This window comes from Kitasatospora sp. NPDC059812 (assembly GCF_042732075.1).
In the GTDB taxonomy this organism is placed as follows: Bacteria; Actinomycetota; Actinomycetes; order Streptomycetales; family Streptomycetaceae; genus Kitasatospora.
On the sequence record NZ_JBHWIO010000070.1, the window covers coordinates 1 to 12,943 of the forward strand.

The following is a 12,943-nucleotide window of genomic DNA, read 5'->3' on the forward strand; positions in this document are numbered from 1 at the left end:
CCCTCAAACGCGCCCAACACCACAACTGGCCACCACCACAACCGGCAACAGTCACCGTCACCCAGCACGACACAACCTAAAGTCACTGGCATTGGGCCTAGAGAAGGCCTGGAGGGGCCTGGGGCGGCCTGGAGCGGTCCGGGGAGGCCCGGAGCGGCCCGGAAACAGGGGCTGACCCGGGTGGGGGACAATGGAGAGTCCCGTTCCCCTGCCCCGAGGTCAGCCGCGCATGACAGCCACGCCCGCACCCACCGCGCCCGACGCCGAGTTCGCGCCGCTGGACATCGGCCCGATCCGGGTGTGGCCGCCCGTCGTGCTGGCGCCGATGGCCGGCATCACCAACGCGCCGTTCCGCACCCTCTGCCGCGAGCAGAGCGGCGGAAAAGGTCTGTACGTCTCCGAGATGATCACCACCCGGGCCCTGGTCGAGCGCAACGCCAAGACCATGCAGCTGATCAAGTTCGACGCCAGCGAGAAGCCGCGCTCGATCCAGCTGTACGGCGTGGACCCGGTGACGGTCGGCAAGGCCGCCCGGATGATCGCGGACGAGGGCCTGGCCGACCACATCGACCTCAACTTCGGCTGCCCCGTCCCCAAGGTGACCCGCAAGGGCGGCGGCTCGGCGCTGCCGTACAAGCGCAACCTGCTGCGCGAGATCCTGCGCGAGGCCGTGGCCAACGCGGGCGACCTGCCGGTCACCATGAAGATGCGCAAGGGCATCGACGACGACCACCTGACCTACCTGGACGCCGGCCGGATCGGCGCCGAGGAGGGCGTGGCCGCGATCGCCCTGCACGGGCGCACCGCCGCCCAGCACTACGGCGGGACGGCCGACTGGTCGGCGATCGCCCGGCTGCGCGAGTCCGTTCCGGCGCACGTCCCGGTGCTGGGCAACGGGGACATCTGGTCGGCGGACGACGCGCTGCGGATGATGCGGGAGACCGGCTGCGACGGTGTCGTGGTGGGCCGCGGCTGCCTGGGCCGGCCGTGGCTGTTCCGGGACCTGGTCTCGATCTTCGAGGGCGAGGTCGACTACGCCCGTCCGGACTTCGGCTACGTGGCGCGGGCGATGGTGCGGCACGCGCAGCTGCTCGGCGAGTGGATCGGGGACGAGGCGCGCGGCGTGATCGACTTCCGCAAGCACGTCGCCTGGTACACCAAGGGCTTCTCGGTCGGCTCGGAGTTGCGGGTGAAGCTCGCCAACTCCTCCTCCCTGGCCGAACTGGCCGAAACCCTCGCCCTGGTGGAGCAGTCCCAGGCCTGGCCGGCCGGTGCGGACGGCCCGCGCGGGCGTACCGCCGGCAACAACCGGGTGGTGCTGCCCGAGGGCTGGTTGGACGATCCGTACGACTGCGCCCGACCGGGCGTGGACGCCGAATCGGACACCTCTGGCGGATGATCTGTCCGTAGTGGCGAAATTGGCCCTCCAGGGCCCACTGCCACTCGGTCCCAGCCCTCTTGTCCAATCTGGACAGGAGGGCTCCTTTTCGGCGGTCCGATGTCACGGAACGGGCACGTTTCTGGACGGAGTGCGACGATCGGCGGAGGCGGACTACGTTCGACCGGTGAGATGCGCTGGTGACGCTTGCCACATGCGGTGGCGCCTGACGGCGGGTCAGTGGACGAAATGGACAGGTCGACTGTGAATCGCTTCCCGAAGCCGGTGGGCCGCTGATCGGCCGATCCGAGTGCAGGAAATCAAGCCGGGGCAACGCGGGCGACCCGCGACCGCTACCCAGCGTCCGAATCGTGCGATCTTCGTGTTTCTCTTCGTTCAAGACTTGAAGGCGGGCTAGCGTCATCCGGACGATTTCACCAACAGAGGTGAACGCCTTTATGTGCATTCGATCTATCGGGTTACCCCCGGGTACCGGCCTCGTACGGCCTATTCGGGGCAGAGAAGAACCTTCGAAATGGGTATGTTCTCCGGCGTCAGGGCAACCGCGTACGAGGAGACCGACCCGTGCCGTCCCAGCAGAAGTTTGTTTACTCCTTCACTGAAGGAAACAAGGACCTCAAGGACCTTCTCGGCGGCAAGGGCGCGAACCTGGCCGAGATGACCAACCTTGGCCTCCCCGTCCCTCCGGGGTTCACCATCACCACCGAGGCCTGCAAGGTCTTCCTGGAGACCGGCAGCGAGCCCTCCTCGCTCCACCAGGAGATCAGCGCCCACCTGGACGCGCTCGAGCAGGAGATGGGCAAGAAGCTCGGCCAGCCCGACAACCCGCTGCTGGTGTCGGTGCGCTCGGGCGCGAAGTTCTCCATGCCCGGCATGATGGACACCGTCCTGAACATCGGCCTCTCGGACGCCTCGGTGGTCGGTCTCGTCGCCCAGTCCGGCAACGAGCGCTTCGCCTGGGACTCCTACCGCCGCCTGGTCCAGATGTTCGGCAAGACCGTGCTGGGCGTCGACGGCGAGCTGTTCGAGGAGGCCCTCGACGAGGCCAAGCACGCCAAGGGCACCGTCAACGACCTGGACCTGGACGCTGCCGACCTCCGGGAACTCGTCGAGGTGTTCAAGGGCATCGTCGAGCGCGAGACCGGCCGGGCCTTCCCGCAGGACCCGCGCGAGCAGATGGACCTCGCCATCCACGCCGTCTTCCACTCCTGGAACGGCGACCGCGCCCGCCTGTACCGCCGGCAGGAGCGCATCCCGAACGACCTCGGCACCGCGGTCAACGTCTGCAGCATGGTCTTCGGCAACCTCGGCGAGGACTCCGGCACCGGTGTCGCCTTCACCCGCGACCCCTCCACCGGTGCCCAGGGCGTCTACGGCGACTACCTGTCCAACGCCCAGGGCGAGGACGTCGTCGCCGGCATCCGCAACACCCTGCCGCTGGCCGAGCTGGAGAAGCTCGACAAGAAGTCGTACGACGAGCTGATGACGATCATGCAGACGCTCGAGAACCACTACCGCGACCTCTGCGACATCGAGTTCACCATCGAGCGCGGCAAGCTCTGGATGCTGCAGACCCGCGTCGGCAAGCGCACCGCCGCCGCGGCCTTCCGGATCGCCGTCCAGCTGGTCGACCAGGGCCTGATCGACCTGGACGAGGCCCTCATGCGGGTCACCGGCGGCCAGCTCTCGCAGCTGATGTTCCCGCGCTTCGCCCCGAACGCCGAGTCCCAGCAGATCGCCTGGGGCCTCGCCGCCTCGCCCGGCGCCGCCATCGGCAAGATCGTGTTCGACTCCTACACCGCCGTCAAGTGGTCCCGTTCCGGCGAGAAGGTCATCCTGGTCCGCCGCGAGACCAACCCGGACGACCTGGACGGCATGATCGCCGCCGAGGGCATCCTCACCTCGCGCGGCGGCAAGACCTCGCACGCCGCCGTCGTCGCCCGCGGCATGGGCAAGACCTGTGTCTGCGGCGCCGAGGAGCTGGAGGTCGACACCAAGCGCCGCCGGATGACCACCGCCGCCGGCCTGGTGCTGGAGGAGGGCGACGTCGTCTCCATCGACGGCGCCACCGGCAAGGTCTACCTCGGCGAGGTCCCCGTCCTGCCGTCCCCCGTCGTCGAGTACTTCGAGGGCACCCTGCACGCCGGCGCCGACGTCCAGGGCGGACTCGTCCAGGCCGTCCACCGGCTGATGGCGCACGCCGACGTCCGCCGCCGGCTCGCCGTGCGCGCCAACGCCGACAACGCCGAGGACGGCGGGCGCGCCCGCCGCTACGGCGCCCAGGGCATCGGCCTGTGCCGCACCGAGCACATGTTCCTCGGCGAGGAGCGCCGCAAGGAGGTCGAGCACCTGATCCTGGCGGACAACGACAAGGACCGCGAGCTCGCCCTCTCCACCCTGCTGCCGCTGCAGAAGGGCGACTTCCTGGAGCTCTTCCAGGCCATGGACGGCCTGCCGGTCACCGTCCGCCTGCTCGACCCGCCGCTGCACGAGTTCCTGCCGGACATCACCGAGCTGTCGGTGCGCGTCGCCCTCGCCGAGGCCCGCAAGGACCCGAACGAGAACGACCTGCGCCTGCTCCAGGCGGTGCACAAGCTGCACGAGCAGAACCCGATGCTGGGCCTGCGCGGCGTCCGCCTCGGCCTGGTCATCCCCGGCCTGTTCGGCATGCAGGTCCGCGCCATCGCCGAGGCCGCCGCCGAGCGCCGGCTGGCCGGCGCGGACCCGCGCCCCGAGGTGATGATCCCGCTGGTCGGCACCGTCCAGGAGCTGGAGCTGGTCCGCGACGAGTGCGAGCGCGTGCTCGCCGAGGTCGCCCAGTCCACCGGCGTGCAGCTGGACATCAAGCTCGGCACCATGATCGAGCTGCCGCGCGCCGCCGTCACCGCCGGTCAGATCGCCGAAGCCGCCGAGTTCTTCTCCTTCGGCACCAACGACCTCACCCAGACCGTGTGGGGCTTCTCCCGGGACGACGTGGAGGCCTCGTTCTTCACCGCCTACCTGGAGAAGGGCATCTTCGGGGTCTCCCCGTTCGAGACCATCGACCGCGACGGCGTCGGCGCGCTCGTCAAGCACGCCGTCGAGGCCGGCCGGGCCACCCGCCCCGACCTCAAGCTCGGCGTCTGCGGCGAGCACGGCGGCGACCCGGACTCGGTCCACTTCTTCCACGAGGTGGGGCTGGACTACGTCTCCTGCTCCCCCTTCCGGATCCCGGTGGCGCGCCTGGAGGCAGGCCGCGCCGCCATCGAGACGGCGGGCAGCGACCCGCGCTGAGAGAGGGTAGGCATCCCCTCCTCGGCCGCGGGCCGGACTGACCGCTTCCCTCCCCACCGGGAGGGCGTACACCGGAGCTCGGCGCAGGAGAACCGGCGTACGTAACAACGGCCGGGCGGGGACGGACAATGGCGTCCGTCCCCGCCCGGCCGTCCGTCTGTGCCCGGCCGCGCTTCCCAGCCGGCCTTCCCCGTCCGGCCGGATGTGGCGGCGGCCACGTGTGTAGCTGGCCGGGCGGCGCCCGCGCGCCTGCCAAGCTGGGGCGCATGACCAGACGTAAAAGCCCGCTCGTCGTCGTGGCCGTCCTGATCCTGGCCCTCGTCGCCGGGATCGGGTACCTGCTCGCCGGCAAGGGCGGCAGCAGCCACCCCAAGGCCGCCGCGAGCTCCACCGCCACCTCGGCGGGCGCCTCGGCCCCCAAGTCCTCGGCCCCCAAGCCGTCCCCGCCCGCCGGCGGCACTCCCGCCCCGAGCGGCACCTGGGTGCCCGCCGACCCGGCGCTCGCCGACGTCTGCCGCAGCAAGCTCCCCAGCCAGGCCCAGGACACCCTCGGCCTGATCGCCAAGAACGGCCCGTACCCGTACAACCGCGACGGCATCGTCTTCGAGAACCGCGAGAGCCGCCTGCCGAAGAAGTCCGGCGGCTACTACCACGAGTTCACCGTGGTCACCCCGGGCTCCAACGACCGCGGCACCCGCCGCGTGGTCACCGGCGGCTCCGGCGAGCAGTACTGGTCGCCGGACCACTACGCGACCTTCCAGGAGATCGACCCGCGCTGCTGACACCCCGCACGGTGTGATGCCCCGCACCGCGCCCGCGGCCCGCACCGAGCACCCGACCGCACCGCGCCCGCGGCCCTCACCGGGCCCGGCGCCAGCTGACCCGGCGGTGGGGGCCGTGCGGGCCGGTGGTGAGGAGGGCGGTCAGCTCGTGGAACACCGGGACGGGGTCGCGCCGGAGCTGGACCGGGGTGGCGCGGACCACGGGGAGCCCGACGGCGGTCAGCCGGTAGGCACGGGCCAGGCCGCGTTCGTGGTCGGCGGGGCGCAGGTGCCAGGCGCGGGAGTCGATCTCCAACGCCACGCAGGCGTGCGGCCAGTAGGCGTCCGGGACGGCGAGGAAGCGGCCGTCCAGGAAGAGCACCGGGTTCCACAGCGGCTCGGGCAGGCCCGCGTGCGCCAGGAGTTCGCGGGCCTCGTCCTCCACCACCGACCGCACTCCGGCGGTGAGGTCCTCCACCACCCGGGCCACCTGCGGCAGCCCGAGCGCGCCCGGCCGGGCCAGCAAGTGGTCCAGCAGCTCGCCGAGTTCGCAGTGCCGCCGCTGGACGGCCTCCGCGCACAGCGCCCGGAACCGGCGCTGCCCGGTCTCGCCCGGCGCGAGGTCGGCCAGCGCCCGGGCGACGGTGGTGCTCCACAGCCCGTCGTCCCGCTCGAAGCCGCCCGGCAGTGGCCCGGCCGACCGGTGGATCCGGACGAACTCGCGGTCGACGACCCGGCGTTGGGCGGGGATCAGGACGTCGATCCGGGCCAGGTCGGCCGGGTGTTCGGCGCTCGGCAGCCCCGCGTCGGCCAGCACCGCGTTTCCGGTCAGCAGTACCTCCCCGGCCTGCGGCGCCCGCCCCTTGGGGCTCGCGTACGCCAGCGCGGCGCGCAGCCGCTGGTGCGCTGTCAATCGGCCGGACTGCAGGCAGATCACCCGGGGCAGCACCTGCTGCCAGGGCCCGTCGGGGCGCAGCCGGTGGGCGATGGTGCCGGACGGCACGCCGAGCCGGCGCAGTTGCGCCCGGGTGACGATGTGCTGCTGGTCGGCGCCGAGCAGCACGACGGGGTCGAGCGGGTTCACGCGGGTCATACCCGGGGTGCTGCCCGCCAGGATCGGATGTATGCGAAACATCGCTCGTCGGGGGAGCCTGTGAGAATGAGGTTGACGGAGCACCGGTCGAACCGCTGAGCTGGGGACCATATGACGACTCCACCCACCGGCCCCGCGCTCGATGCGCTCAACGGCCTTTCGGTAGGCGATGCCTACGGTGCACAGCTCTTCGTCCCGGCCACCGCCGCCGCCCATTTCGCCGGCCGCACCGACCCGCCCGGCCCCTGGCCGTGGACCGACGACACCGAGATGGCCTGTTCGGTGTACGCCGCGCACACCGAACGCGGCACGATCGACACCTTCGACCTCACCCACGCCTTCGCCCGGCGCCACGACTTCGACCGCGGGTACGGGCCGGCCGCCAACCGGATGCTGCGGCTGGTCCGGGAGGGCGGTGACGCGAAGGCCCTGGCAGCCGAACTCTTCGACGGCCAGGGCTCGTACGGCAACGGCGCCGCGATGCGGGTCGCCCCGCTGGGGGCGGCGTACGCCGAGGACCCGGCCTCCGTGGTCCGGCCCGCCGCCGACACCGCCGTGATCACCCACACCCACCCGCAGGCGGTGGACGGCGCCGTCGCGGTCGCGGTGGCCGCCGCGTACGCGGCGCGGGCGCGCACCGAGGCGATGACGCCGGAGTCCTTCCTGGAAGCGGTGATCGGCCTCACCCCGTACGGCGCCGTCCGTGACGGTCTCACCGAGGCGGTCCAGCTGCTCGCCGAACCGGACCCGAGGGCCGCCGCCGAGATCCTGGGCAACGGCAGCCGGACCTCCGCCGTCGACACCGTCCCGTACGCCCTGTGGTGCGCCGCCCGGCACCTGACCGACTATCCGGCCGCCGTCCGGGAGGCGGTCGCGGCCGGCGGCGACATGGACACGGTGGCCGCGATCGCCGGGGGAGTGGTCGCCGCACACACCGGGACCGAGGGCATTCCGGCCGCCTGGCTGGCCGCCCGCGAACCGCTGCCCGGCTGGGCGTTCCCCGAGCCGGGCGGCGTCCGGCCCGCCCCGGAGAGCGAGGGCCGTCTGAAGCCCATGCTGCTGCCCCGCGCCTGCCCGGTGCCGGACGTGGTCTGGACGGACGAGGAGTGGCAGCGGATCCGGGCCGGGCTGCGCCCCCGGGAGATGGAGGACAAGTGGGTGTCCCACACCGCCGAGGGCGTGCTGCACCTGCACCGCAGCTGGACCGGCTTCGAGATCTGGAGCGTCCGGGTCGCCCCGGTGCGCGGCGGCGGCTGGCGGCCCGGGTCGGCGCTGGCCGAGGCGCATCCCGACCGCTTCCGGGGAGCTGCCGATCCGGAGCTCCTCGTACGGGTCCTCGGCCTGGCCGTCAGGGGCTACGGGTGGCGGCCGTAGCCCCCTTCGGGCCGTGAGCAGGCGTCCGGGTCAGGCGGTGATCAGATGCCCGGGGCCGCCGCCGTGTCTAAGGCACTCCTGGTTGATCGCCGGATCCGGGGCGCTGGGCGAGGTGGCGGCGGCGATCCGCAGCTCGATGATGTCCCGCACCGCGGGCCACTCGTCGTCGAGGATCGAGTAGAAGGCGGTCGAGCGCACCACCCCGTCGAGCCCGCGCGAGTGGGCCCGGCGGACGCCCTCGGAGGTGGCGCCGAGCCGCTCGATGGCGGTGCGCGAGCGCTGGTTGCGGGCGTCGGCGCGCAGCGAGATCCGCTGCACCCCCCAGGTCTCGAAGGCGTGGCGCAGCATCAGCAGCTTGGCCTCGGTGTTGATGCCGGTGCCCTGGGCACGCGGCGAGAGCCAGGTGTTGCCGATCTCGGCGGCGTCCGGGACGGCCGTGGCCGGGTCGCCGAACGGGACCCCGGGCACCGGCGGCCAGACCATCGGCCCCTGCCAGTAGTCGAGTTCCAGGAATCGGGTGGAGCCGACGACCCGGCCGGTTGCCACGTTCACCGTCGCGAACGGCAGCGACCGGCCCGCGGCCTGGTCGGCGAGGGCGCGCGCGATGTAGTCGCGGGCCGCTTCGAGGCCGTGCGGGACGGGCGTGAAGGCGTAGGTCGTACGGTCTTCGGCGCCGGCCTCGGCGATGGCCGAGGCGTGGTGCGCGGCGAGGGGCTCCAGCCGCACGGTGCGGCCGGTGAGGATGACAGGTACGGGCACGGAACCTTCGGTCCTTCATCGGTCGGAGGGTGCCTACCGTGCCGGGGTACGGCTCGGGAGGCAGGGACAGTCGCCCCGGCCCCGGAGCACGCCCGCCGGTACCCGCGCACGCCGGAGAGCCGGTCGGGCGGGGCGGGGGCGGCGGCCCGGAGGCGGGCAGCGCGGTGCCGGAACGGACTCGGGTCCACGGACCGGTCCGGCGGGGATGAGCGAGGGGACAGTGTGCGTCCGCGAGATGGCCGATGAGGAAACGGGAGCGCGAAGGAAACAGGCGGCCAGATGAAGGCAAGATGCGTCGTGTGGGCTGGCCGAACACCGGTCCGGGACGTGGCCGACGGCGTTACGGGACGACGTGACGACGACGCGACGATGCGAGGCAGCGAGAGGACGATACCCGTCAGAAGGCGGTGCGTCACTTCGCGGCACGCGAATGGCGGTGCGGGCCGCTGCGACCCGCCCCCGGACGGGCCGTTGAACACCCGTGACCAGGGGCTTTCCACCCGGGTGCGATCATGGTCCGGAGCGGTCCGGGGAGGCCGCCGACCCCGCCGACGGGCGGGTCGGGAATTCCGGCGGCGCCCGGCACGCTGGAGAGGACGAGAAGCCGGTACGTCGTGACGAGCAGAGAACGGGGTTGGGTGCGCGGTGCGTGACTTCCAGGCGTTGTACGAGCTGGATCAGCAGGGCGTGGCCGCGGTGGCCGCGGCCACCGCGGAGCTGCGCGACACCGGTGCGGGCCTCGTGCTGCTCCAGCACTTCGAGGGCTTCATGGACGCCGGCGAGGCCGGCGGCCAGGTGGTGGCCCACCTCCTGGAGACAGGCTCGCCGCAGGTGGTGGCCCGCTTCGACCACGACCGCCTGGTCGACTACCGGGCGCGCCGCCCCGCGATGGTCTTCGACCGGGACCAGTGGGCGTCCTACGAGCCGCCGGAGATCCTGCTCCAGCTCGTCCGCGACGGCGCGGGCGCGCCGTTCCTGCTGCTCACCGGCCCCGAGCCGGACGTCGAGTGGGAGCGTTTCGCCGGCGCCGTCCGCGAGCTGGTGGAGCGCTTCGAGGTCCGGCTGGCGGTGGACTTCCACGGCATCCCGATGGGCGTGCCGCACACCCGCCCGGTCGGCCTGACCCCGCACGGCAACCGGCTCGATCTGGCGGCCGGCTACCCGCAGTGGTTCGAGCAGGCGCAGGTCCCGGGCAGCGCCCAGGCGCTGCTGGAGTACCGCCTGGCCGAGGCCGGGCATGACGTGCTGGGCTTCGCCGTGCACGTCCCGCACTACGTGGCGCGCTCGGAGTACCCGGCGGCCGCCGTGCTGATCCTGGAGGCGGTGCAGTCCGCCACCGGCCTGGTGCTGCCCGGCACCCGGCTGCGCGAGCGGGTCGGCGAGGTGTACGCCGACATCGAGGAGCAGCTGGCGCACGGGGACGGCGAGTTGCGCTCGGCGATCCGCGGCATGGAGGGCCAGTACGACGCGGTGGCGGGGGCGGAGAGCCGGGAGAGCCTGCTGGCCGAACCGGTGGACCTGCCGTCGGCGGACGAGTTGGGGCGGCGCTTCGAGCAGTTCCTGGCCGAGCACGAGCGCGGCGCGGAGTAGGTACGGCGCGGAGTGGGCCCGGGCAGGGAGTAGGACCGGCACGGAATCGGCCCCGCAGGGGCGGGAACCGGCCGGGTCGGCGGCGGCCGGGAGTCACGGGAGTCATTCGCGGGCCCCGTTCGTTGGTGCTGGCGGCGTCGGGGGACGCGCCGCCGTACGGAGCTGCCCGTGACGCCTATCCCCCGGGGGGATGCCATGCCCACGACCATGTCCAGGACCATCCGCCCGGCCGTCGCCCTGACGGCCGGGCTCGCCGCGCTGCTGCTCGCCGGGTGCACCCCCGCGGACGGCGGGACGGACGGTTTCGCGGGCGCGCTGCCCGGCAAGAACGCCAAGTCCACGCCGCCGCCGAACGGCCCGTACGTGGCCCTCGGCGACTCGTACACCGCCGGCCTGAAGATCGCCCCGCAGGTGGGCGAGCCGAAGGGCTGCTCCCGCTCGGGGGTCAACTACCCGTCCCTGGTGGCGAAGGGGCTCGGGCTGCCGGCCGGCCAGTTCCAGGACGTCAGTTGCAGCGGCGCCCGCACCGGGGACCTGACCGGCGCCCAGGAGACCGACCACGGCACCAACCCGCCCCAGCTGGACGCGCTGACCGCGGCCACCCGCGTGGTGACGGTCGGCATCGGCGGCAACGACGCGGGCTTCATGGAGGTCGTCAAGGAGTGCGCCAAGGAGAACCTGGTGGACGCGGTGAAGGGCATCGTCGGCGCCACCCGCGCGCCCTCGCCCTGCCGCGAGCACTACGCCTCCGGCGGGACGGACGAGGTGCAGCGCAAGGTCGACGCGGCCGGTGAGCAACTCGGCCGGATCCTGCAGGACATCAAGCATCGCTCCCCGCAGGCCCGGGTGTACGTGATCGGGTACCCGACGCTGCTCCCGTCCGACCCGGCCGGCTGCCGACAGGTGTTGGGCAAGGCGGTCGCGGCCGGGGACCTGGGCTTCCTCTCGGAGAAGGAGCAGCAGCTCAACGGCATGCTCAAGCGGCGGGCGGAGGGCGCCGGCGCGGTGTTCGTGGACGCGGCCGCCCCCTCGGCCGGGCACGACATGTGCGCGGGCGAGGCCACCCGCTGGGTCGAACCGCCGTTCCCGGCCCCGGGCCTGGCGGCGATCCACCCCAACGCCAAGGGGCAGGAGGCGGTGGCCGCCGCCGTCCTCAAGGCCGTCCGCGGCTGAGGCCGGAGGCCGGGGGCCGGGGTCGGACCGCAGGCAGCGGGCCGGGGCGGCCACCGGCGCGCAACCCGGGCCGGGGCGGACACCAGCGCGTACCGCAGGATTCACGCTCCGGCCCACGCCCCTTCGTGCGCGGCACACCCTGGCTGTCGGGGGCGCGGCGTACCGTGAGGGGCATATGGATGACACCGCGCACCGCCTCGCCGCCGCCCCGCTCCCGTACGACCACGCCGCCGAGGCCCGCTGGGTCCCCGAACCGGACAAGCGCCCCGGCCGCACGGCGTTCCAGCGCGACCGGGCCCGGGTGCTGCACTCGGCGGCGCTGCGGCGGCTGGCCGGCACCACCCAGGTGGTCGCCCCGATGCGCAGCGACTTCCCCCGCACCCGGCTCACCCACTCCCTAGAATGCGCCCAGGTGGGGCGGGAGTTGGGCGCCGCCCTGGGCTGCGACCCGGACCTCGTGGAGGCTGGCTGCCTGGCCCACGACATCGGCCACCCGCCGTTCGGCCACACCGGCGAGGAGGCGCTCGACCAGGCCGCCGAGGCCTGCGGCGGCTTCGAGGGCAACGCGCAGTCGCTGCGCATCCTCACCCGGCTCGAACCCAAGCGCTTCGCCCCGGATGGCGAGCACCCCGCCGCCCGGCTCGCCCCCTGGCCCGGCCGCAGCGTCGGCCTCAACCTGACCCGCGCCGCCCTCGACGCCGCCACCAAGTACCCGTGGACGCGCGGCGCCCACCCCACCGACCCGGCCTCGCCCAAGTACGGCGTCTACGCCGACGACCTGCCGGTGTTCCGCTGGCTGCGGGCCGGCTCCCCGGCCGGGCGCAAGTGCTTCGAGGCCACCGTCATGGACTGGTCCGACGACGTCGCGTACTCGACCCACGACGTCGAGGACGGCCTCCAGGCCGGACACATCGACCCGGCCGCGCTGCGCGCGCCGAGCGAGCGGGCCGAACTCTTCAAGGTCGCCGAGCGCTACGCCCCGGACGCCGAGCCGGAGGAGCTGGCCGCCGCCCTCGACCGGTTGCTCGGCCAGGACCGGTGGCCCCAGGAGTACGACGGCACGGCCCGCGCCCGGGCCGGGCTGAAGGACCTCACCAGCCAGCTGATCGGCCGCTTCTGCCTGGCCGCCGAGCAGGCCACCCGGGCCCGCTACGGCCCCGGCCGGCTCACCCGGTACACGGCCGAGCTGGTGGTGCCGCGGGGCGTCCGGCTGGAGGTCGCGGTGCTCAAGGCGGTCGCCGTCCGCTTCGTGATGCAGCGCGACGAGCAGGCCCAGCTGCGGGCCCGCCAGCGGATCGTGATCGCCGAGCTGGCGTACGTGCTCACCCAGCGCGCCCCCGAGGGCCTGGACCCGGTGTTCGGCGCGCTCTACCGCGAGGCCGAGGACGACCGGGCCGCCCTGCGCGCGGTCATCGACCAGATCGCCACCCTCACCGACGCCTCCGCCCTCGCCCTGCACGCCAGGCTCGTCGGCGCCGCCTGGGCCTGACCGCCCGCGGGCCCCGGCGCGCGACCGCTCAG

9 protein-coding genes are annotated in these 12,943 nt (G+C 73.3%); 7 read left to right on the forward strand and 2 right to left on the reverse strand.

The genetic code is table 11. The features are described 5' to 3' along the window. Positions 1-229: 229 nt before the first annotated feature. The 3 genes from dusB (at position 230) to ACFV6D_RS28485 (ending at position 5,454) form a co-directional block, all read left to right on the forward strand. Positions 230-1,399 (forward strand): tRNA dihydrouridine synthase DusB, encoded by a 1,170-nt coding sequence (gene dusB, locus ACFV6D_RS28475; protein WP_380425484.1) that lies wholly within the window; start codon positions 230-232, stop codon positions 1,397-1,399. A 564-nt stretch (positions 1,400-1,963) separates the two neighbouring features. Then, complete coding sequence (gene ppdK, locus ACFV6D_RS28480; protein ID WP_063347491.1) at positions 1,964-4,672, forward strand: pyruvate, phosphate dikinase; 2,709 nt, start codon at positions 1,964-1,966, stop codon at positions 4,670-4,672. A 266-nt stretch (positions 4,673-4,938) separates the two neighbouring features. Continuing rightward, complete coding sequence (locus ACFV6D_RS28485) at positions 4,939-5,454, forward strand: ribonuclease (RefSeq protein ID WP_363369984.1); 516 nt, start codon at positions 4,939-4,941, stop codon at positions 5,452-5,454. Positions 5,455-5,530: 76 nt separating this feature from the next. Here the strand turns inward: ACFV6D_RS28485 and ACFV6D_RS28490 are convergent, their stop codons facing one another. Continuing rightward, entirely contained in the window at positions 5,531-6,526 is a 996-nt protein-coding gene (locus tag ACFV6D_RS28490; protein ID WP_380561612.1) for a hypothetical protein, read from the reverse strand. A gap of 111 nt (positions 6,527-6,637) precedes the next feature. Between ACFV6D_RS28490 and ACFV6D_RS28495 the strand changes: the two genes are divergently transcribed. After that, entirely contained in the window at positions 6,638-7,900 is a 1,263-nt protein-coding gene (locus ACFV6D_RS28495) for an ADP-ribosylglycohydrolase family protein (protein ID WP_380561614.1), read from the forward strand. Between the two features lie 30 nt (positions 7,901-7,930). Here ACFV6D_RS28495 and ACFV6D_RS28500 read toward each other — a convergent pair whose 3' ends face one another. Then, a complete protein-coding gene (locus tag ACFV6D_RS28500) occupies positions 7,931-8,659 on the reverse strand; it encodes a GNAT family N-acetyltransferase (protein WP_063347487.1) in 729 nt (242 codons plus the stop codon). Positions 8,660-9,304: 645 nt separating this feature from the next. On the opposite strand from ACFV6D_RS28500, the gene ACFV6D_RS28505 reads away from it, so the two are divergent. The 3 genes from ACFV6D_RS28505 (at position 9,305) to ACFV6D_RS28515 (ending at position 12,911) form a co-directional block, all read left to right on the forward strand. Further along, entirely contained in the window at positions 9,305-10,249 is a 945-nt protein-coding gene (locus tag ACFV6D_RS28505; RefSeq protein ID WP_063347486.1) for a PAC2 family protein, read from the forward strand. A gap of 207 nt (positions 10,250-10,456) precedes the next feature. Beyond that, positions 10,457-11,422 carry an SGNH/GDSL hydrolase family protein gene (locus ACFV6D_RS28510; protein ID WP_380425479.1) on the forward strand — a complete coding sequence of 322 codons (966 nt, stop codon included), beginning with the start codon at positions 10,457-10,459 and terminating at the stop codon, positions 11,420-11,422. A 175-nt stretch (positions 11,423-11,597) separates the two neighbouring features. Continuing rightward, the gene (locus ACFV6D_RS28515; protein WP_063347484.1) at positions 11,598-12,911 is read left to right on the forward strand and encodes a deoxyguanosinetriphosphate triphosphohydrolase; all 1,314 of its coding nucleotides are present in this window, start codon (positions 11,598-11,600) and stop codon (positions 12,909-12,911) included. The last annotated feature ends 32 nt before the right edge of the window (positions 12,912-12,943 follow it).

Excerpts from the sequence above, each read along its gene's own strand:
- ACFV6D_RS28490 (WP_380561612.1), bottom strand. The coding sequence starts at position 6,526 with ATGACCCGCGTGAACCCGCTCGACCCCGTCGTGCTGCTCGGCGCCGAC.
- dusB (WP_380425484.1), top strand. The coding sequence starts at position 230 with ATGACAGCCACGCCCGCACCCACCGCGCCCGACGCCGAGTTCGCGCCG.
- ACFV6D_RS28515 (WP_063347484.1), top strand. The coding sequence starts at position 11,598 with ATGGATGACACCGCGCACCGCCTCGCCGCCGCCCCGCTCCCGTACGAC.
- ACFV6D_RS28495 (WP_380561614.1), top strand. The coding sequence starts at position 6,638 with ATGACGACTCCACCCACCGGCCCCGCGCTCGATGCGCTCAACGGCCTT.
- ACFV6D_RS28510 (WP_380425479.1), top strand. The coding sequence starts at position 10,457 with ATGTCCAGGACCATCCGCCCGGCCGTCGCCCTGACGGCCGGGCTCGCC.
- ACFV6D_RS28485 (WP_363369984.1), top strand. The coding sequence starts at position 4,939 with ATGACCAGACGTAAAAGCCCGCTCGTCGTCGTGGCCGTCCTGATCCTG.